Here is a 17838-nt window from a genome sequence, read left to right as displayed (position 1 = left end):
GAAATGGTGATGCCGGGTGACAACGTCAAGATGGTCGTCACCCTGATCAACCCGGTGGCGATGGACGAAGGCCTGCGCTTCGCCATCCGCGAAGGCGGCCGCACCGTCGGCGCCGGCGTGGTCTCGAAGATCATCGAGTAATCTGGTAGTATCTGCGCCCCGATGTTGCCTGGGTAGGGCATCGGGGCGTATCAAATGGGAAAGCAGGCACAGGATGTGCCTTGTGTTCCCCGGACCAGGAAGGGTCAATGCCATTCAGGCGGCGTCAACAGGCGACTGTTGACAGCTGCCTTGCGTGTCATTATGCTTCTACGTCTGGGCAGGCCGGGAAACTGGTCTGCCTACGTTTTTGAGGTCTATGGAGTGACCTTGTCGGCCTGCAGGAGTGTGGGCCGTCCGTATTCAGGAATTTCATGGGGCAAAGCAACCCAGAGGCTTTGTCTGTCGCTCTTTTAACGAAGGAACCTACCGCCATGGCGGACCAAAAGATCCGGATCCGGCTGAAAGCGTTCGATCATCGTCTGATCGACCGTTCGGCCAGCGAGATCGTTGAAACGGCAAAGCGGACCGGCGCGCAAGTGCGTGGCCCGATCCCGCTGCCGACCAAGATCGAGCGCTACACCGTTCTCGTCTCCCCGCACGTCGACAAGGACGCGCGTGACCAGTACGAGACCCGCACGCACAAGCGCGTGCTCGATATCGTTGACCCGAATGACAAGACCGTGGACGCGCTGATGAAGCTCGAACTGGCTGCCGGCGTCGACGTTCAGATCAAGCTGACCTGAGGACTACGACCATGACGAAGAAGTATTCGTTGGGCTTCGTGGGCCGCAAGGCTGGCATGAGCCGCGTGTTCACTGAAGATGGCCGCTCCATCCCGGTGACCCTGATCGAAGCAACCCCGAACCGCATCGCGCAGATCAAGACCGTCGAAACCGACGGCTACAGCGCCGTGCAGGTGACCGTCGGCGCGCGTCGCGCTGCCCTGGTCAACAAGCCGGAAGCCGGCCACTTCGCCAAGGCGAAGGTGGAAGCGGGTCGTGGCCTGTGGGAATTCCGCGTTGAAGACGCGCAGCTCGGCGATTTCGCCGTTGGCGGCGAAGTCAAGGCGGACATCTTCGAAGTCGGCCAGATCGTCGACGTCCAGGGTGTCACCAAGGGTAAGGGCTTCCAGGGCACCATCAAGCGCCACAACTTCCGTATGGGCGATGCAACCCACGGTAACTCGCTGTCGCATCGCGCGCCGGGTTCGCTGGGTCAGCGCCAGACCCCGGGTCGCGTTTTCCCGGGCAAGAAGATGTCGGGCCACATGGGCGCGGTGCAGCAGAGCACCCAGAACCTGGAAGTGGTCAAGGTCGACGTCGAGCGCGGTCTGATCGCCGTTCGCGGCGCCGTTCCGGGCGCGGCGGGTGGCGATGTGATCGTCCGTCCGGCGAGCAAGGCATAAGGAGAGATGACGATGGAACTCGTTATCACGGGTAGCAACAACAAGGTCTCGGTCTCCGAAGCCGTGTTCGGTCGCGATTTCAGCGAAGATCTGGTCCACCAGGTCGTCGTTGCTTACCGCAACGCCGGTCGCGCCGGCACCAAGGCACAGAAGACTCGCTCCGAAGTGGCTGGTACCACCAAGAAGTCGAAGAAGCAGAAGGGCGGCGGGGCGCGTCATGGCGCACTGACGGCGCCGATCTTCGTCGGCGGCGGTGTCACCTTCGCGGCCAAGCCGCGCAGCTTCGAGCAGAAGGTCAATCGTAAGCAGTACCGTGCCGCCATGTGCGCGATCCTGTCCGAGCTGAACCGTCAGGGCCGTCTGACCATCGTGGAGTCCTTCGACGTCGAAGTGACCAACACGAAGGGTCTGGTCGCCAAGCTGGCCGGCCTGGAGGTGGGCAAGCGCCCGCTGATCGTCACCGAAGAAGCGTCCGAGCACCTGTACCTGTCCGCCCGCAATCTGCCGTACGTGCAGGTGCGTGACGTCCAGGGCCTGGATCCGGTCTCGCTGGTGGGTGCCGACACGGTCGTCATCACCGCTGACGCGGTCAAGAAGGTCGAGGAGTGGCTGGCATGAACAGCAACGAAAAAATCTTCAGCGTGCTGCGTGCCCCGCGTGTCTCCGAAAAGACCGCGCGCCTGCAGGAACTCTCCAACCAGTATGTCTTCGAAGTTTCGAACGAAGCCACCAAGGCCGATGTAAAGGCCGCGGTTGAGCAGCTGTTCGACGTCAAGGTCGAAGCTGTCAACGTGGTCAACGTCAAGGGCAAGAACAAGTCCTTCCGTAACCGTGCTGGCCGCCGCGGCGATTGGCGCAAGGCGTACGTTCGCCTGGCCGATGGCCAGTCGATCGATGTAACGGCCAAGGCCTGAGGTACATCCCATGCCATTGATGAAATTCAAGCCCACTTCCCCCGGCCGCCGTTCGGCCGTGCGCGTGGTCACTCCCGACCTGCACAAGGGTGCTCCGCACGCTGCCCTGGTCGAGTCGCAGAGCCGCTCGGGTGGTCGTAACCACCATGGCCGCATCACCGTGCGTCACGTCGGTGGTGGTGCCAAGCAGCACTACCGCATCATCGACTTCAAGCGCAACAAGCTGGGCATCCCGGCGCGCGTGGAACGCATCGAATACGATCCGAACCGCACCGCCCACATCGCCCTGCTGTGCTACGTCGACGGTGAGCGTCGCTACATCATCGCCCCGAAGGGCCTGAAGGCCGGTGATCAGGTGATCGCTGGTTCGGATGCCCCGATCAAGGCCGGCAACACCCTGCCGCTGCGCAACATCCCGGTCGGCACCACCATCCACTGCATCGAACTGAAGCCGGGCAAGGGCGCTCAGATCGCTCGCGCCGCTGGTGCGGCCGTGCAGCTGGTGGCTCGCGAAGGCATCTACGCCACCCTGCGCCTGCGCTCGGGTGAAATGCGTAAGGTTCCGGTCGAGTGCTGCGCCACCATCGGTGAAGTCGGCAACGACGAGCACAGCCTGGAAAAGCTGGGCAAGGCCGGTGCCAAGCGTTGGCGCGGCGTCCGCCCGACCGTTCGTGGTGCTGCCATGAACCCGGTTGACCACCCGCACGGTGGTGGTGAGGCGAAGGCCGGCCAGGGTAACCCGCATCCGGTCACCCCGTGGGGTGTCCCGACCAAGGGTTACAAGACGCGCCATAACAAGCGCACTCAGCAGTTCATCGTCCGCGATCGTAGGGGCTAATCGACCATGGCACGTTCACTCAAGAAGGGCCCGTTCGTCGATCACCACCTCGTCAAGAAGGTGGAGGCCGCTGCGGGCAGCAAGAAGCCGATCAAGACCTGGTCGCGCCGTTCGATGATCCTGCCTGACATGGTAGGCATCACCATTGCCGTGCATAACGGCAAGAACCACATCCCGGTTCTCGTCAACGAGAACATGGTCGGCCACAAGCTCGGCGAATTTGCCATCACCCGGACCTTCAAGGGTCACGGTGGTGACAAGAAGTCGGGCAAGTAAGGAGAGATGACAATGGAAGCGAAAGCCATCCTGCGCACTGCGCGCATCTCCCCGCAGAAGGCTCGTCTGGTCGCTGACCAGGTGCGCGGTCTGCCGGCCGAACGTGCGGTCAACCTGCTGAAGTTCTCGGACAAGAAGGCTGCCCACCTGATCAAGAAGGTGGTGGAGTCGGCTATTGCCAATGCCGAGAACAACCAGGGCGCCGACGTCGACGAGCTGAAGGTTCAGACCATCATGGTTGATGAAGGTCCGACCCTGAAGCGTTTCATGGCGCGGGCGAAAGGCCGCGGTACCCGCATCCTCAAGCGCACCAGCCACATCACTGTGGTTGTGGGCGCCGCCAAGTAAGCGGATAAGGAAAAGACCATGGGTCATAAAGTTCATCCGATTGGTATCCGCCTCGGCATTTCCAAGGACTGGAACTCCAAGTGGTACGCCAACAAGGCCGAGTTCGCCGGTTACCTGGCAGCCGACCTGAAAGTGCGCGACATGCTGCGCAAGAAGCTGGCCCAGGCCGGCATCAGCAAGATCCTGATCGAGCGTCCGGCCAAGACCGCTCGCGTGACGATCCACACCGCCCGTCCGGGCGTGGTGATCGGCAAGCGCGGTGAGGACATCGAGAAGCTGCGCAAGGAAGTGAGCGAGATGATGGGCGTCCCGGCGCACATCAACGTCACCGAAGTGCGCAAGCCGGAACTGGACGCGCAGCTCGTTGCCGAGTCGATCGCCCAGCAGCTGGAGCGTCGCATCATGTTCCGCCGTGCAATGAAGCGCTCGGTCGGCAACGCGATGCGCCTGGGTGCCCTGGGCATCAAGGTCAACGTCGGTGGCCGCCTCAACGGTGCAGAAATCGCCCGTTCGGAGTGGTACCGCGAAGGCCGCGTGCCGCTGCACACCCTGCGTGCCGACATCGACTATGGCTTCGCTGAAGCCAAGACGACCTACGGCATCATCGGCATCAAGGTCTGGATCTACAAGGGCGAGGTCTTCGATTTCTCCCAGGTTGGCCAGGAAAAGCAGGACGACACCCCGTCGCGCAACGATCGTCACGATCGCGGCGACCGTGGTGACCGTCAGCGCCCGGCCCGTGAAGCGAGGTAACGACAATGTTGCAACCCAAGCGAACCAAGTACCGCAAGGTACACAAGGGCCGTAACGATGGCCTGAGCTGGAGCGCCAACGCTGTCAGCTTCGGCGAATACGGCCTGAAGGCAACCGCACACGGTCAGCTGACCGCGCGCCAGATCGAAGCGGCCCGCCGCTCGATCAGCCGCTACGTCAAGCGCGGCGGCAAGATGTGGATCCGCGTGTTCCCCGACAAGCCCATCACCAAGAAGCCCATCGAAGTCCGAATGGGTTCGGGTAAGGGTAACGTGGAATACTGGGTGGCCCAGATCCAGCCCGGCCGCATGATCTATGAAATCGAGGGTGTTTCCGAGGAAGTGGCTCGCGAGGCGTTCCGCCTGGCCGCCGCCAAGCTCTCGGTCACCACCACTTTCGTGACCCGTACGGTGCGCTGATGGATATCAAAACTCTCCGTGAAAAGTCGGCTGACGAACTCAAGGCCCACCTGATCGACCTGCGTAAGGAACAGTTCTCTGTCCGTATGCAGCAGGTCACCGGCCAGCTGCCGAAGACCCACGACATTCGCCGGGTCCGTCGCGAGATTGCTCGCGTCAAGACCCTGCTCGGCAGCACGAAGTAAGGATGGCCGCTATGAGCGACAATACTGAAAAGAAGACGCTGCGCACGGTCGAAGGCCGTGTCGTCAGCAACAAGATGGACAAGACGGTTACCGTCCTGGTTGAGCGTCAGGTCAAGCACGCGCTGTACGGCAAGTACATCAAGCGCTCGACCAAGCTGCACGCCCACGATGCCGACAACGCCTGCAAGGAAGGCGATGTCGTCCGCGTGACCGAGATTGCTCCGATGTCCAAGACCAAGAACTGGCGCGTGGTGGAAGTCATCACGCGTGCGGCTGAATAAGGAGTCTGAATCATGATCCAGATGCAGAGCTACCTTGACGTCGCGGACAATTCGGGTGCCAAGCAGGTGATGTGCTTCAAGGTGCTGGGTGGTTCCAAGCGCCGTTACGCCGGCATCGGCGACATCATCAAGGTCACCGTGAAGGATGCGATTCCGCGCGGCAAGGTCAAGAAGGGTGAAGTGTATGACGCCGTCGTGGTGCGTACCCGCAAGGGTGTGCGTCGCGCCGACGGTTCGCTGATCCGCTTCGACGGCAACGCGGCCGTCCTGCTGAACAACAAGCAGGAGCCGATCGGTACCCGTATCTTCGGGCCGGTGACCCGTGAACTTCGTTCGGAGAAGTTCATGAAGATCGTCTCGCTCGCTCCCGAAGTGCTGTGAGCGACAGGAGATAATCATGGCTAACCGTATCAAGAAGGGCGACCAGGTTGTCGTCAACGCTGGCAAGGACAAGGGCAAGCAGGGCGAAGTCGTCCGCGTCGACGGCGACCGTGTGGTCGTCGCCAACGTGAACATCGTCAAGCGCCACACCAAGCCGAACCCGCAGGCAGGTGTTGCCGGCGGCGTGGTCGAGCGCGAAGCTTCGATCCATATCTCCAACGTGAACGTGCTGAACCCGGCTTCGGGCAAGGGCGAACGCGTTGGCTTCAAGGTGCTGGAGGATGGACGCAAACTGCGTGTGTTCCGCTCCAGCGGTGAGGCGCTCGACGCCTGAGGAATGTGAAGATGACTTCCCGTCTCGAAAAGATCTACAAGGAAGAAGTGGTGCCGGCGCTGATGAAGCAGTTCGGCTACACCAATCCGATGGAAGTACCGAAGCTCGTCAAGGTCACCCTGAACATGGGTGTCGGCGAGGCTGCCACCAACAAGAAGATCCTGGAAAACGCCGTCGCGGACATGACCAAGATTTCCGGCCAGAAGCCGGTTGTCACCAAGTCGCGTATCTCGGTCGCGTCGTTCAAGATCCGTGATGGTTGGCCGATCGGCTGCAAGACCACGCTGCGTCGCCACAAGATGTACGAGTTCCTGGACCGCCTGATCAACATCTCGCTGCCGCGCGTGCGCGACTTCCGTGGTGTTTCCGGCCGTTCCTTCGACGGCCGCGGCAACTTCAACATGGGTGTGAAGGAGCAGATCATCTTCCCGGAAATCGACTTCGACGCCGTCGACGCGATCCGCGGCATGGATATCGCCATCACCACCACTGCGAAGACCGACGCGGAAGCGAAGGCGCTGCTGGCAGCGTTCAAGTTCCCGTTCCGTAACTGATCTGTCGAGGAAACCGAAATGGCAAAGACCTCCATGGTCAACCGCGACATCAAGCGGGAAAAGCTGGCCAAGAAGTACGCTGAAAAGCGTGCGGCTCTGAAGAAGATCGTGTCCTCCGTGGACGCGACCTACGAAGAGAAGATCGAGGCCGCAACCAAGCTGGCCAAGCTGCCGCGCGATTCGTCGCCGAGCCGCCAGCGTAATCGTTGCGAGCTGTCGGGTCGTCCGCGTGGCGTCTACAGCAAGTTCGGCCTGGGCCGTAACAAGCTGCGTGAAGCCACCATGCGTGGCGACGTGCCGGGTCTGCGCAAGGCCAGCTGGTAACCCCAGCCGGCCCTGCGATCAGGAGCCCCTTCGGGGGTTCCTGAACCGGGCAGGGGAGGCATTCAGCTTTCCCGACGCAAAAAAACCGAGGAGCCCGGCGCAAGCCGGGCTCTTTTGGCGTATACTCCCGCGTCTTGCCCTGCGCAAACGGGGTCGTAGGAGTGGGCTTCCGGCCCGCTGCATCAAGGGACCTGGCCCGTTTCCAGGAGACAACAGATTTTCGCGAAAGCGGATATCGGTGCACTCAAAGGTACTCATATGAGCATGACTGATCCCATCGCCGACCTGCTGGTCCGCATCAAGAATGCGGCCGCGGTGGGCAAGCAGACGGTGAAAGCCCCGTCGTCCAAGATCAAGGTTGCGATCGCCCAGGTCCTGAAGGACGAGGGTTACATCGCCGACCTGCGCGTGACCCAGCTGGAAAACAACAAGTCCGAGCTGGAAATCGTGCTGAAGTATTTCGAAGGCAAGCCGGTCATCGCGACCCTGAAGCGCTTCTCGCGTTCGGGCCTGCGCCAGTACCGCGGCAAGAGCGAGCTGCCGAAGGTCATGAACGGCCTGGGTATCTCCATCATTTCCACCTCCAAGGGCATCATGACTGATGCGCAGGCGCGCCAGCTGGGCGTCGGCGGCGAAGTCCTGTGCTTCGTGGCCTAAGGCGAAAGGAGTAGAACTATGTCCCGCGTAGCCAAGAAGCCGATTACCCTGGGTAAGGTTGAACTGAACGTCCAGTCGGACAGCGTCACCGCCAAGGGCCCGAAGGGCACCCTGTCGCTGGCCAAGCCGGCCGGTATTGCCATCAACGTCGACAACGGCGTTGCCACCCTGAGCACCGAAAGCGCCGACCTGGTCGCACTGACCGGTACCGTGCGTGCGATCCTGTCCAACATGGTCAAGGGCGTGTCCGAAGGCTTCGAGCGCAAGCTGGAGCTGGTGGGCGTGGGTTACCGCGCTGCCATGCAGGGCAAGGACCTGAACCTGTCGCTGGGCTTCTCGCACCCGGTCGTGTTCGTGGCGCCGGAAGGCATCACGCTGTCGACCCCGACCCAGACCGAGATCCTGGTCCAGGGCGCTGACAAGCAGGTCGTCGGTGAAGTTGCCGCCAAGATCCGTGCGTTCCGCAAGCCGGAACCGTACAAGGGCAAGGGCGTGAAGTACTCCGACGAAGTCATCATCCGTAAGGAAGCCAAGAAGGCATAAGCGCGAGTCCCTCGCAAGAGCCCGCACATCCCTGTGCGGACTTCTCAGGGAAAAGCTCTTCCTTCAGCTTTCAAGGAATAATCAAAATGAACAAGAACATCGCCCGCCTGCGTCGCGCCAAGTCGACCCGTGCCCACATCCGTGAGCTCGGCGTCGCCCGCCTGTCGGTGCTGCGCACCGGCCAGCACCTGTACGCCCAGGTCTTCACCGCCGACGGCTCCAAGGTGCTGGCTGCTGCCAACACCACCCAGGCCGACGTCATCGAAGGCCTGAAGAACGGCAAGAACGCCGATGCTGCTGCCAAGGTTGGCCGCATCGTTGCCGAGCGCGCCAAGGCCGCCGGCATCGAGAAGGTTGCCTTCGATCGTTCGGGCTACCGCTACCACGGCCGCATCAAGGCCCTGGCAGAAGCCGCCCGCGAAGCCGGCCTGCAGTTCTAAGGGACAAGGGCAGGGGGCCATTGGCCTCCTGCCCACCTGCTCGCCAGCCTGAGTGAGGCTGGACGGCGCCGCTCTTCTGCAGCGGCCCACCGGAACGCCGCGTCACGCCACAACCATAAGCGGCTTCGAGCCGTACATACCCAAACAACCAAGGAATCAACATGGCAGAAGAGCGTCAGCAGCGGGGTCGCGATCGCGACCGTAACCGCGAAGAGAAGATCGACGACGGCATGATCGAAAAGCTGGTCGCGGTCAACCGCGTCAGCAAGACCGTCAAGGGTGGCCGCCAGTTCACCTTCACCGCCCTGACCGTCGTCGGCGACGGCGAAGGCAAGGTCGGTTTCGGCTATGGCAAGGCCCGCGAAGTGCCGGTTGCCATCCAGAAGTCGATGGAACAGGCCCGCAAGAACCTGGTCAGCGTTGACCTGAACAACGGCACCCTGTGGCACACCATCAAGGATGGTCACGGCGCAGCCCGCGTGTTCATGCAGCCGGCTTCGGAAGGTACCGGCGTGATCGCCGGCGGTGCCATGCGCGCCGTGCTGGAAGCCGTTGGCGTGAAGAACGTGCTGGCCAAGGCCACCGGTTCGCGCAACCCGATCAACCTGGTGCGTGCCACCGTGAAGGGCCTGGCTGCTGCACAGTCGCCGGCTCGCATCGCGGCCAAGCGCGGCAAGAAGGTGGAGGAACTCAACCATGGCTAATGAGTCCAACAAGACTGTCAAGGTCCGCCTGGTGCGTGGCCTGCGTGGTACCCAGTCGCGTCACCGCCTGTCGGTGCGTGCGCTGGGCCTGAACAAGCTCAACGATGTGCGTGAACTGAAGGACAGCCCGCAGGTGCGCGGCCTGATCAACAAGGTTCAGTACCTCGTCCAGGTTGAGGAGTAATCGACCATGACTCTGCGTCTCAATGAACTGAGCCCGGCACCGGGCGCCCGCACCGAGCGTACCCGCGTCGGTCGCGGTATCGGCTCGGGCCTGGGCAAGACTGCCGGCCGCGGCCACAAGGGTTCGTTCGCCCGCAAGGGTGGCGGCAAGATCAAGGCTGGCTTCGAAGGCGGCCAGACCCCCATGCAGCGTCGTCTGCCGAAGATCGGCTTCCGTTCGCCGATCGCCAAGGACACCGCTGAAGTGCTGCTGTACGCGCTGGACAAGCTGCCGGCCGGTGAGATCGACTTCGCCGCCCTGCGTGCTGCCAAGCTGGTCCCGAGCACTGCCAAGAAGGCCAAGGTCGTCGTCAAGGGCGAAGTGACCAAGGCGTTCACCCTGAAGGGTATTGCTGCCACGGCGGGTGCCAAGGCCGCGATCGAAGCTGCCGGCGGCAGCGTAACGGAGTAAGAAAATCATGGCGCAAGCTGGCATCGGTAACCTCGCGGGCGGAATGGGCAAGTTCACTGAACTTCGCCAACGTTTGCTGTTCGTCGTCGGGGCTTTGATCGTCTATCGCATCGGCTGCTACGTGCCGGTGCCGGGCGTCAATCCCGATGCCATGCTTGCCATGATGCAACAGCAGGGCGGCGGCATCGTGGACATGTTCAACATGTTCTCGGGCGGCGCCCTGCACCGTTTCAGCATCTTCGCGCTGAACGTGATGCCGTACATCTCGGCATCGATCGTGATGCAGCTGGCCGTGCACATCTTCCCCGCCCTGAAGGCGATGCAGAAGGAAGGTGAGTCCGGCCGCCGCAAGATCACCCAGTATTCGCGCATCGGCGCCGTGCTGCTGGCAGTGGTGCAGGGCGGCTCGATCGCGCTGGCCCTGCAGGGCCAGGTCTCGCCGTCGGGCGCTCCGGTCGTGTACGCGCCGGGCATGGGCTTCGTGCTCACCGCCGTGGTCGCGCTGACCGCCGGCACCATGTTCCTGATGTGGGTCGGTGAGCAGGTCACCGAACGCGGCATCGGCAACGGTGTGTCGCTGATCATCTTCGCCGGTATCGTCGCAGGCCTGCCGGGTGCGATCATCCACACCTTCGACGCCTACCGCGACGGCAACATCCAGTTCATCCAGCTGCTGCTGATCGCCATCGTCGTGCTCGCCTTCACCTTCTTCGTGGTGTTCGTCGAACGTGGCCAGCGCCGGATCACGGTCAACTACGCGCGCCGCCAGGGCGGTCGCAACGCGTACATGAACCAGACCTCGTTCCTGCCGCTGAAGCTCAACATGGCCGGCGTCATCCCGGCGATCTTCGCCTCGAGCCTGCTGGCGTTCCCGGCCACCCTGGCCATGTGGTCCGGCCAGGCTGCCAATCAGAGCAGCTTCGGCCAGGTCCTGCAGAAGGTCGCCAATGCCCTCGGCCCGGGCGAGCCGCTGCACATGATCGTGTTCGCTGCGCTGATCACCGGTTTCGCGTTCTTCTATACCGCGCTGGTGTTCAACTCGCAGGAAACCGCCGACAACCTGAAGAAGTCGGGCGCGCTGATTCCGGGCATCCGCCCGGGCAAGGCCACCGCCGATTACATCGACGGCGTGCTGACCCGCCTGACCGCAGCCGGCTCGGCCTACCTGGTGATCGTCTGCCTGCTGCCGGAACTGATGCGCACGCAGCTGAACGCCTCGTTCTACTTCGGTGGTACTTCGCTGCTGATCGTGGTGGTGGTGGTGATGGACTTCATCGCCCAGGTGCAGGCGCACCTGATGTCCCACCAGTACGAGAGCCTGCTGAAGAAGGCCAACCTGAAGGGCGGCAACCGCGGCGGTTTTGCCCGCGGCTGATTGGCCTGTTATACTTTCGTCTTCCTGACGTGATGGTCCCTCCGCTTCGCGGACTCCGGCCACACAAACGAAGGGCGGCCCCCGCAGCGGTTCCGGGTGGGGGTGTGATGAGGTGGTCCCGCGCTGGAGTAGCGCGGGCGGCCCCGGGGGGAACCCCAGGTCCAACCCCATCCGGCGCCGGAGCCTGGGCACACTCCCCAGGCCGGGTTCATGAAACCAATGGTTTCACGGGCTTCCATGTAAACCGGAACCTTGTTAGTATCGCTAGTTCACTTTTTTGATCCATCCCGCCGGATTGGCGTGCCCGAGGCGCGCTGTCGGCCATCACTCAGCTGGAGAACCGCGTCATGGCGCGTATTGCAGGCGTCAACCTGCCAGCCCAGAAGCATGTCTGGGTCGGGTTGCAAAGCATTTACGGCATCGGCCGTACCCGTTCGAAGAAGGTCTGCGAAGTCGCAGGCGTTGCTTCGACCACCAAGATCCGCGATCTGTCGGAGCCGGAAATCGAGCGCCTGCGCGCCGAAGTCGGCAAGTACATCGTGGAAGGCGATCTGCGCCGTGAGATCGGCATCGCGATCAAGCGCCTGATGGACCTGGGCTGCTACCGCGGCCTGCGTCACCGTCGTGGCCTCCCGCTGCGTGGCCAGCGCACCCGTACCAACGCCCGCACCCGCAAGGGTCCGCGCAAGGCGATCAAGAAGTAAGGGACTGAGAAATGGCTAAGCCCGCTGCTAAGACCAAGAAGAAGATCAAGCGCGTCGTCACCGACGGCGTTGCCCACGTCCACGCTTCGTTCAACAACACCATCGTCACCATCACCGACCGCCAGGGCAACGCTCTGTCGTGGGCGACCTCCGGTGGCGCTGGCTTCCGCGGTTCGCGCAAGTCGACCCCGTTCGCTGCCCAGGTGGCCGCTGAAAAGGCCGGTCGTGCTGCTCTGGACTACGGCGTGAAGTCGCTGGAAGTTCGCATCAAGGGCCCGGGTCCGGGCCGTGAGTCGGCCGTGCGTTCGTTGAACAACGTCGGCTACAAGATCACCAACATCATCGACGTGACGCCTATCCCGCACAACGGGTGCCGTCCGCCGAAGAAGCGTCGCGTCTAAAGGGAGCGATAAGAAATGGCTCGTTATATCGGTCCTACCTGTAAGCTCGCCCGCCGCGAAGGCGCCGACCTGTCCCTGAAGAGCCCGGCGCGTGCGCTGGACTCGAAGTGCAAGCTGGAGCAGAAGCCCGGCCAGCACGGCGCCACTGCCCGCAAGGGCAAGCTGTCCGACTACGCCACCCAGCTGCGTGAAAAGCAGAAGGTCAAGCGTATCTACGGCCTGCTGGAGCGTCAGTTCCGCAACTACTACAAGAAGGCCTCGACCAAGAAGGGCAACACCGGCGAGAACCTGCTGCAGCTGCTGGAAACCCGCCTGGACAACGTCGTCTACCGCATGGGCTTCGCCGTGACCCGTCCGGCTGCCCGTCAGCTGGTGTCGCACCGCGGCGTCACCGTGAATGGCAAGTCGGTCAACCTGGCTTCGTACCAGGTCAAGGCTGGCGACGCCATCGCTCTGTCTGAAAAGGCTGCCAAGCAGCTGCGCGTCCAGGAAGCCCTGACCGTCGCCGCCCAGCATGACCTGAGCCCGTCGTGGGTTGAAGTGGATTCCGGCAAGTTCACCGGCATCTTCAAGGCTGTTCCGGATCGTTCGGATCTGCCTGCGGACATCAACGAAGCGCTGATCGTCGAGCTGTATTCGAAGTAATTCACATTGGAGAGCCCCCGGCGACGGCCGGGGGTTCACTAGGAGAACCCGCAACATGACGGTTACCGCCAACCAGGTTCTGCGTCCTCGCGGTCCGCAGATCGAACGCCTTACCGACACCCGTGCAAAGGTCGTTATCGAACCTTTGGAGCGGGGTTACGGGCATACGCTGGGTAATGCCCTGCGTCGCGTGCTGCTGTCGTCCATCCCGGGCTTCGCCATCACGGAAGTCGAAATCGACGGCGTGTTGCATGAGTACACCACGGTCGAAGGTCTGCAGGAGGACGTGCTCGAAGTCCTGCTGAACCTCAAGGACGTGGCCATCCGTATGCACTCCGGCGACAGCGCCACCCTGTCCCTGTCCAAGCAGGGCCCGGGCGTTGTCACCGCTGCCGACATCAAGGTCGACCACAATGTGGAGATCCTGAACGGCGACCATGTGATCTGCCACCTGACCAAGGACACGGCAATCAACATGCGTCTGAAGATCGAACGTGGTTTCGGCTACCAGCCGGCTGCCGCGCGTCGTCGTCCGGACGAAGAAACCCGTGCCATCGGCCGCCTGGTCCTGGATGCCTCGTTCTCGCCGGTCCGCCGCGTCGCCTATGCCGTGGAAGCGGCCCGCGTCGAACAGCGTACCGACCTGGACAAGCTGGTCATCGATATCGAGACCAACGGCACCATCGACGCCGAGGAAGCCGTGCGCACCGCCGCCGACATCCTCAGTGACCAGCTGTCGGTGTTCGGTGACTTCACCCACCGCGACCGCGGTGCGGCCAAGCCGGCAAACAACGGCGTGGATCCGGTGCTGCTGCGCCCGATCGACGATCTGGAGCTGACCGTGCGTTCGGCCAACTGCCTGAAGGCTGAAAGCATCTACTACATCGGCGATCTGATCCAGAAGACCGAAGTGGAGCTGCTGAAGACCCCGAACCTGGGCAAGAAGTCGCTCACCGAGATCAAGGAAGTGCTGGCTCAGCGCGGCCTGTCGCTCGGCATGAAGCTGGAGAACTGGCCGCCGGCCGGTGTCGCCAGCCACGGCATGCTGGGCTGATATCGGTAATGCCTGAAGGCTCCACCGTTCGCGGTGGGGCCTTCAATGCAACACACCATGCCATGACGAACCGCAGGTTCGCGCGGCAGGTCGTCCAGGACGGGCGGCCAGGACCATCCGCAGTCCGCGCAGCAACGCCAGGATGGCGACAACGATCTACACAGCCACATCATTAACCAAGGAATATCACCATGCGTCACCAGAAGTCTGGCCGTAAGTTCAGCCGCACCAGCGCCCACCGCGAAGCGATGTTCAAGAACATGGCCGCCTCGCTGTTCAAGCACGAGCTGATCAAGACCACCCTGCCGAAGGCCAAGGAACTGCGCCGCGTTGCCGAGCCGCTGATCACCCTGGCCAAGGTCGACTCCGTCGCCAACCGCCGTCTGGCCTTCGCCCGCCTGCGCGACAACGAAGCCGTGGGCAACCTGTTCACCATCCTGGGCCCGCGCTACGCGAACCGTCCGGGCGGCTACCTGCGCCTGCTGAAGTGCGGCTTCCGCGCCGGCGACAACGCGCCGATGGCCTACGTTGAGCTGGTTGACCGTCCGGTCGTGGCCGAGGAAGTGGCCGAGTAATCGGACCGCTCCAACGCGACACAGCGAAAGCCCGGCCTCTGCCGGGCTTTTGCGTTTCCAGGGCTCGGATCCCTTTCCGCAGGAAAGGGCCCTGACCCCGGGCAGGCAGCACCGCAGGCCAGAGCCCTTTGCATTCGCACTGGGATCTGACCCGCACCGTTCCGACAGGCGTCACCTGTGGCGGTTCGAATGGCACGCACTCTCGGTTACGCTTGGCGCCTGATCCATTTGAGCGTTGACGATGAATCCACTGCGCTGGCCCTTCCGCGCCCAGTTCTTGCTGGGCTTCCTGATCTGCGCGGGCCTGCTTGGCTACGCGATCTTCCTGCAGTTGAAGATGGGCCTGGAGCCGTGTCCGCTGTGCATCTTCCAGCGCCTGGCCTTTGCCGCGCTCGGCCTGCTGTTCCTGATCGGTGCGCTGCACGGGCCCTCCAACCGCCCGGGACGCGCGACCTATGGCGTGCTGGCGTTCATTGCCGCCGCAGTGGGTGCCGGCATCGCCGCGCGCCACGTCTACGTGCAGATGCTGCCGCCGGAAATGGGCTCCACCTGTGGCCCGCCGCTGGCGTTCCTGAGCGAGACCATGGGACCGCTGGAAGTATTCCGCACGGTACTGACCGGTACCGGCAACTGCGGCAACATCGACTGGACCTTCCTGGGCCTGACCATGCCGATGTGGTCGGGCGTGTGGTTCGTACTGCTGGCGTTGTGGGCGCTCGTGGTGTCGCTGGGCAAGGTCAAGCGCTGAAAGCGAAACGGGGTCGGGTCCCTTGGCATCGCAAAGGGCTCTGACCCCAATCGTTGACGAAGGGTAGTGCCGGCCGCTGGCCGGCACACCGTGAGGATGCCGGCCAGCGGCCGGCACTACCTCAGAAGTCCTGCTGCAGGCTCAGGTAAGCACCTCGGCGCGGTCCCCACTGCGGGGCGAAGACGCCGACACCGCCACCGTCGCGCAGCTGGTAGCTGCGATCCAGTGCGTTGATCACGGCCAGTTGGACGTGCAACGGATGGCCGCTGTCGGCATTGAAGTCGTGCCCGGCGCTGAGGTTCACCTGCAGGTACGACGGCAGCTCGCCGCCGTTGGGTACGCCCTCGATGTCCGAACGCAGGCCGCTGCCGAACACGTAGTTGGCACCGATCCGGTTGTGTCCGGCAAAGGCGTAGCTGAAGCCACCCGATGAGGTCAGTTTCTGGTCGTGGTCGAGGTAGATCCAGTGGTCGGCCACATAGGCCAGCGCGTCCGGATCGAGGTTGTACTGGCTGGTGATCACCTGGGTGCCGATGGCCTTGTTGTACGCCGCGTTGAAGTAGGCGCTGAACGGGCCGTTGCTGTAGTCGGCACTGAACTCCAGTCCACGGATGTGGCCACGGCGATAGTTGAACGTCGAGTAGATGTAGGCGGCGCCGAACTGGCCTTCGTCCTGCAGGCGTGCGACGCGTCGGTCATACGCGTCCAGGCCCAGGGTCAGGTGCTCGCCCAGTTGCTGCGAGACGCCGATGTCGTAGTAGTCGCTGCGCTCGGCCAGCGGCGTGTTGTTGCCGCCGCTGGGCTGCTGGTTGGTGGTGCCGTCGTACAGCGCGATGTCGCTGCTGGCAATCAACTCGCTGGCCGGTGGCGTGAAGTAGCGCGAATAGCCGGCGTGCACGGTGGTGCTGTCGCTGGCATTCCAGACCACGCCCACGCGCGGGCTGAGCTGGCCTTCGGTGCGGCCGAAGGCCTTGTAGCGGTCGCCACGCAGGCCGTAGTTCACGGTCCAGTCGTCGCCGATCTTCCACTCGTCCTGTACGTACAGTGCCAGCGTACTGGCGTGGAACGCGCTGCGGTCGGGGATCAACAGCGGTGTCGTGCCGGACTGCTGGCCGCCGTCATCAACCGGGAACACCCAGCTGTTGCTGCTGGCCCGCGCGTTCTCGTAATTGCCGTACAGGCCATAGCGCAGCGTGTGGTCGTTGCCCAACGGCGTTGAGAAGTCGGCCTGCAGGGTGTTGGCGCGGTTGCTGCGCTGGACCTGCGAGGCGACGCCACTGAACACCAGGTCGCCCACCACGTCCGGGTTGAACGCCACGTCGCTGTAGCGCTGTCCGGCCGATAGCTGGTACGCGGTGCCGCCCAGCGTGCCCTGCAGCACCAGCATGCCGAAGCGGGTGGTCTCGCGCTGGGTCTCATCCAGCTGGCTGGAGTCGAAGGTGGTGGTGTCCAGATAACCGAACTGTGGGGTCTGCCCGGGGTTGACCGGGATCTGGAAGCGGTTGTTGGCGAAACCGGCGAACACGCTCAGGCGGGTGTTGTCATTGACCAGGTAGGTCAGGTCGGCGAAGGCCTTGCCCTGGTGGGTGTCGTCGTGCAGCGGCTTGCGTGAGTTGGTGGGGTTCTCCAGGCCGACCTCGTTCTGGTCGTAATTGCCGGTCAGGAACCAGCTCCAGCGCCCCTGGCTGCCCCACCACGAGGCGTTCGGATTGATCTTGCCGAACGAGCCGGTGGTCAGCCCCGCGCTGCCGCCATTGCCCAGCCCGGCACCGTTGCGGGTGGTGATGTCGACCACCGCTGCGGTGCGCTCGCCGAACTGCGCCGGCAGTGCGCCGTCCATCAGGCGGATGCTCTTGATGGTGCGCGCGTCCAGGGTCTGGCCGAAGCCGGAGATCGATTCGGGCAGCAGCACGCCGTTGATGCGGTACTGCAGGTTGGCGTGGTCGCCACGCACATGCACGCCGCCATAGGAGTCCTGGACCATGCCAGGGGCCTGCAGCAGTACCTGGCTGAGTGGCGCGGAGGCACCCAGCGGCTGCTTCTGGATGTCCTCGGCGGTGATCTGGTACTGGCTGCTGCCGATGTCCGGCGACAGCGTGTTGCGGGCCTGGTCGAGCTGGGCGTGGACGGTGACCGCATCCAGATCCTTGACGGACGAAGCGGGGGCGTCGGCTGCCGAGGCGAAGGCGGGCAGGCTGGCCAGAGCCAGGGCGAAGGTGATGCCGGTAGCGAGGGGCGAGGGCTTCATGGTGGGAGAGGTGGCGGCTGGATGTGGAAGGGGCCGGTCCATGACATTGAAGTGTT

At 63.3% G+C, this 17838-nt stretch carries 30 protein-coding genes; 29 read left to right on the top strand and 1 reads right to left on the bottom strand.

Features of this window, described 5'->3' with window-relative positions; genetic code table 11:
- The 29 genes from AC5P60_RS11585 to AC5P60_RS11445 all read left to right on the top strand — a co-directional run.
- Positions 1-141, top strand: a 141-nt coding sequence (locus AC5P60_RS11585; protein ID WP_487247787.1) for an EF-Tu C-terminal domain-related protein, incomplete at its 5' end; no start/stop codon positions are given.
- Positions 142-473: 332 nt separating this feature from the next.
- Positions 474-785 carry a 30S ribosomal protein S10 gene (gene rpsJ, locus AC5P60_RS11580; RefSeq protein ID WP_005408208.1) on the top strand — a complete coding sequence of 104 codons (312 nt, stop codon included), beginning with the start codon at positions 474-476 and terminating at the stop codon, positions 783-785.
- Positions 786-796: 11 nt separating this feature from the next.
- The gene (gene rplC, locus AC5P60_RS11575; protein WP_004145336.1) at positions 797-1447 is read left to right on the top strand and encodes a 50S ribosomal protein L3; all 651 of its coding nucleotides are present in this window, start codon (positions 797-799) and stop codon (positions 1445-1447) included.
- A 12-nt stretch (positions 1448-1459) separates the two neighbouring features.
- Complete coding sequence (rplD, locus tag AC5P60_RS11570) at positions 1460-2065, top strand: 50S ribosomal protein L4 (protein ID WP_019659578.1); 606 nt, start codon at positions 1460-1462, stop codon at positions 2063-2065.
- Complete coding sequence (gene rplW, locus AC5P60_RS11565; protein ID WP_004145338.1) at positions 2062-2361, top strand: 50S ribosomal protein L23; 300 nt, start codon at positions 2062-2064, stop codon at positions 2359-2361. Before rplD ends, rplW begins: the two co-directional genes overlap by 4 nt.
- A 10-nt stretch (positions 2362-2371) precedes the next feature.
- A complete protein-coding gene (rplB, locus tag AC5P60_RS11560; RefSeq protein ID WP_004145339.1) occupies positions 2372-3199 on the top strand; it encodes a 50S ribosomal protein L2 in 828 nt (275 codons plus the stop codon).
- Between the two features lie 6 nt (positions 3200-3205).
- Positions 3206-3475: a 30S ribosomal protein S19 gene (gene rpsS, locus AC5P60_RS11555; protein WP_005415413.1), complete on the top strand. Its 270-nt coding sequence runs from the start codon at positions 3206-3208 to the stop codon at positions 3473-3475.
- Positions 3476-3487: 12 nt separating this feature from the next.
- The gene (gene rplV, locus AC5P60_RS11550) at positions 3488-3823 is read left to right on the top strand and encodes a 50S ribosomal protein L22 (RefSeq protein ID WP_004145348.1); all 336 of its coding nucleotides are present in this window, start codon (positions 3488-3490) and stop codon (positions 3821-3823) included.
- Between the two features lie 18 nt (positions 3824-3841).
- Complete coding sequence (gene rpsC / locus AC5P60_RS11545; protein WP_005415414.1) at positions 3842-4576, top strand: 30S ribosomal protein S3; 735 nt, start codon at positions 3842-3844, stop codon at positions 4574-4576.
- Between the two features lie 5 nt (positions 4577-4581).
- Positions 4582-4995, top strand: a complete 414-nt coding sequence (gene rplP, locus AC5P60_RS11540; RefSeq protein ID WP_004154486.1) for a 50S ribosomal protein L16 — start codon at positions 4582-4584, stop codon at positions 4993-4995.
- Positions 4995-5180, top strand: coding sequence for a 50S ribosomal protein L29 (rpmC, locus tag AC5P60_RS11535; protein WP_004154487.1), 186 nt, complete (start codon positions 4995-4997; stop codon positions 5178-5180). The genes rplP and rpmC overlap by 1 nt, the downstream gene beginning before the upstream one ends.
- An 11-nt stretch (positions 5181-5191) precedes the next feature.
- A complete protein-coding gene (gene rpsQ / locus AC5P60_RS11530; protein ID WP_004154489.1) occupies positions 5192-5461 on the top strand; it encodes a 30S ribosomal protein S17 in 270 nt (89 codons plus the stop codon).
- Between the two features lie 12 nt (positions 5462-5473).
- Positions 5474-5842 (top strand): 50S ribosomal protein L14, encoded by a 369-nt coding sequence (gene rplN / locus AC5P60_RS11525; protein ID WP_010483978.1) that lies wholly within the window; start codon positions 5474-5476, stop codon positions 5840-5842.
- 16 nt (positions 5843-5858) lie between these two features.
- The gene (gene rplX / locus AC5P60_RS11520) at positions 5859-6176 is read left to right on the top strand and encodes a 50S ribosomal protein L24 (protein ID WP_004154490.1); all 318 of its coding nucleotides are present in this window, start codon (positions 5859-5861) and stop codon (positions 6174-6176) included.
- An 11-nt stretch (positions 6177-6187) separates the two neighbouring features.
- Positions 6188-6730 carry a 50S ribosomal protein L5 gene (rplE, locus tag AC5P60_RS11515; RefSeq protein WP_005415416.1) on the top strand — a complete coding sequence of 181 codons (543 nt, stop codon included), beginning with the start codon at positions 6188-6190 and terminating at the stop codon, positions 6728-6730.
- 18 nt (positions 6731-6748) lie between these two features.
- The gene (gene rpsN, locus AC5P60_RS11510; protein WP_019659577.1) at positions 6749-7054 is read left to right on the top strand and encodes a 30S ribosomal protein S14; all 306 of its coding nucleotides are present in this window, start codon (positions 6749-6751) and stop codon (positions 7052-7054) included.
- Between the two features lie 258 nt (positions 7055-7312).
- Complete coding sequence (rpsH, locus tag AC5P60_RS11505) at positions 7313-7711, top strand: 30S ribosomal protein S8 (RefSeq protein ID WP_021204581.1); 399 nt, start codon at positions 7313-7315, stop codon at positions 7709-7711.
- Positions 7712-7729: 18 nt separating this feature from the next.
- Positions 7730-8254 (top strand): 50S ribosomal protein L6, encoded by a 525-nt coding sequence (gene rplF / locus AC5P60_RS11500; RefSeq protein WP_019659576.1) that lies wholly within the window; start codon positions 7730-7732, stop codon positions 8252-8254.
- An 80-nt stretch (positions 8255-8334) separates the two neighbouring features.
- Positions 8335-8694, top strand: coding sequence for a 50S ribosomal protein L18 (gene rplR, locus AC5P60_RS11495; protein ID WP_026346969.1), 360 nt, complete (start codon positions 8335-8337; stop codon positions 8692-8694).
- Positions 8695-8855: 161 nt separating this feature from the next.
- Positions 8856-9398, top strand: coding sequence for a 30S ribosomal protein S5 (gene rpsE / locus AC5P60_RS11490; protein ID WP_004154496.1), 543 nt, complete (start codon positions 8856-8858; stop codon positions 9396-9398).
- Positions 9391-9582 (top strand): 50S ribosomal protein L30, encoded by a 192-nt coding sequence (gene rpmD, locus AC5P60_RS11485; protein WP_005408214.1) that lies wholly within the window; start codon positions 9391-9393, stop codon positions 9580-9582. The genes rpsE and rpmD overlap by 8 nt, the downstream gene beginning before the upstream one ends.
- A 6-nt stretch (positions 9583-9588) precedes the next feature.
- Entirely contained in the window at positions 9589-10032 is a 444-nt protein-coding gene (gene rplO / locus AC5P60_RS11480; RefSeq protein ID WP_004154498.1) for a 50S ribosomal protein L15, read from the top strand.
- Between the two features lie 7 nt (positions 10033-10039).
- Positions 10040-11407, top strand: a complete 1368-nt coding sequence (secY, locus tag AC5P60_RS11475; protein ID WP_005408215.1) for a preprotein translocase subunit SecY — start codon at positions 10040-10042, stop codon at positions 11405-11407.
- Between the two features lie 347 nt (positions 11408-11754).
- The gene (gene rpsM, locus AC5P60_RS11470; protein WP_004154500.1) at positions 11755-12111 is read left to right on the top strand and encodes a 30S ribosomal protein S13; all 357 of its coding nucleotides are present in this window, start codon (positions 11755-11757) and stop codon (positions 12109-12111) included.
- Between the two features lie 11 nt (positions 12112-12122).
- Positions 12123-12512: a 30S ribosomal protein S11 gene (rpsK, locus tag AC5P60_RS11465; RefSeq protein WP_004145443.1), complete on the top strand. Its 390-nt coding sequence runs from the start codon at positions 12123-12125 to the stop codon at positions 12510-12512.
- 15 nt (positions 12513-12527) lie between these two features.
- Complete coding sequence (gene rpsD, locus AC5P60_RS11460; RefSeq protein ID WP_004145446.1) at positions 12528-13157, top strand: 30S ribosomal protein S4; 630 nt, start codon at positions 12528-12530, stop codon at positions 13155-13157.
- A 55-nt stretch (positions 13158-13212) separates the two neighbouring features.
- Complete coding sequence (locus tag AC5P60_RS11455) at positions 13213-14211, top strand: DNA-directed RNA polymerase subunit alpha (RefSeq protein WP_005408216.1); 999 nt, start codon at positions 13213-13215, stop codon at positions 14209-14211.
- 191 nt (positions 14212-14402) lie between these two features.
- Complete coding sequence (rplQ, locus tag AC5P60_RS11450; protein WP_005408217.1) at positions 14403-14786, top strand: 50S ribosomal protein L17; 384 nt, start codon at positions 14403-14405, stop codon at positions 14784-14786.
- Positions 14787-15027: 241 nt separating this feature from the next.
- On the top strand, positions 15028-15534 hold the full coding sequence (locus tag AC5P60_RS11445; RefSeq protein WP_005412342.1) for a disulfide bond formation protein B: 507 nt from the start codon (positions 15028-15030) through the stop codon (positions 15532-15534).
- A 121-nt stretch (positions 15535-15655) separates the two neighbouring features.
- Here the strand turns inward: AC5P60_RS11445 and AC5P60_RS11440 are convergent, their stop codons facing one another.
- Positions 15656-17782: a TonB-dependent receptor gene (locus tag AC5P60_RS11440; RefSeq protein ID WP_483693530.1), complete on the bottom strand. Its 2127-nt coding sequence runs from the start codon at positions 17780-17782 to the stop codon at positions 15656-15658.
- Positions 17783-17838: the final 56 nt, after the last annotated feature.

The sequence above is a fragment of the Stenotrophomonas sp. YJH_SMC_120 genome, from assembly GCF_059368675.1.
The sequence above is the reverse complement of the archived record's forward strand: the minus strand, read 5'-3'. Positions and strand labels throughout refer to the sequence as shown.